At 45.1% G+C, this 913-nt stretch carries 1 protein-coding gene; it reads right to left on the bottom strand.

Going from position 1 to position 913, the window contains the following annotated elements:
- Nucleotides 1–202: 202 nt before the first annotated feature.
- A complete protein-coding gene (locus RIG68_RS28855) occupies nt 203–736 on the bottom strand; it encodes a hypothetical protein (protein WP_350130509.1) in 534 nt (177 codons plus the stop codon).
- Nucleotides 737–913 lie beyond the last annotated feature (177 nt).

The following is a 913-nucleotide window of genomic DNA, read 5'->3' as shown; positions in this document are numbered from 1 at the left end:
CAAAGGTCGCACACGGGGCTATCCTATATGTGAGGGAATTTCCGAACTGAGAAAATTAGGGGATTTACCTAGTGGCAGTTTTAAGCCAAAATGACCACCTGAAAAGACGGGAAACACCCAAAGTGGATGGGCAAAAAAAATGGACGACCGGAACCACCCAGCCGCCCAAACGGTCATGTTTCAAATCAAATTTCTTTGTTGACTATCGGTACCGTCTATAGCTGTGTCGGGAAAGACCCTGATTGGAATTGCTCAGTTTTAATACCAACCTGCCAGTATAGGTAGGCTGTAGGTTGCGCATGCCAAGGCCAAAGCCAAAGCCCAGCGAACGGGATATCATCACATCGGAGAATACCGACGGGGTAAGCAGCAAGAACTTGTCGTTTACTGATCCTGCCCTCACTTTGAAGCTGACGTTCACCCGCTCGGTCTGGATAAAGGATACACCAAGGTACATACCGTAAAATTTTTCTTCTACTATTTTCCTGTAGGTCGATTCGCCTTGCTCGTTCATTGCTTTTTGGTAAAAACCACCCAATTCCATGTCGCCAAGGTAGCCCGGCAGCACCACGCCTACCGAGTACCCCATTTTGGGCGACATCTTCGTTTTCTCAATATAGGAGGTTGCTTTCACTCCCTGTGCATTGCTGCTCGCTGCAGCTGCGATGATCAATATTACTGGCAACAACTTGATGATAACTGTTATCACTGTGTACAAATTGGTATTGGTTTTCATGACGTTTTTATTTATTTGAAACATTTAATTATGAAACAAAGGTCGCACACGGGGCTATCCTATATGTGAGGGAATTTCCGAACTGAGAAAATTAGGGGATTTACCTAGTGGCAGTTTTAAGCCAAAATGACCACCTGAAAAGACGGGAAACACCCAAAGTGGATGGGCAAAAAAAAT

The sequence above is a fragment of the Imperialibacter sp. genome, from assembly GCF_040222385.1.
GTDB lineage: Bacteria > Bacteroidota > Bacteroidia > Cytophagales > Cyclobacteriaceae > Imperialibacter.
This window is presented reverse-complemented; position numbering and strand designations above follow the sequence as displayed.

Bases quoted from the DNA above. Each gene is read 5' to 3' on its own strand.
- RIG68_RS28855 (WP_350130509.1), bottom strand. From the start codon at position 736: ATGAAAACCAATACCAATTTGTACACAGTGATAACAGTTATCATCAAG.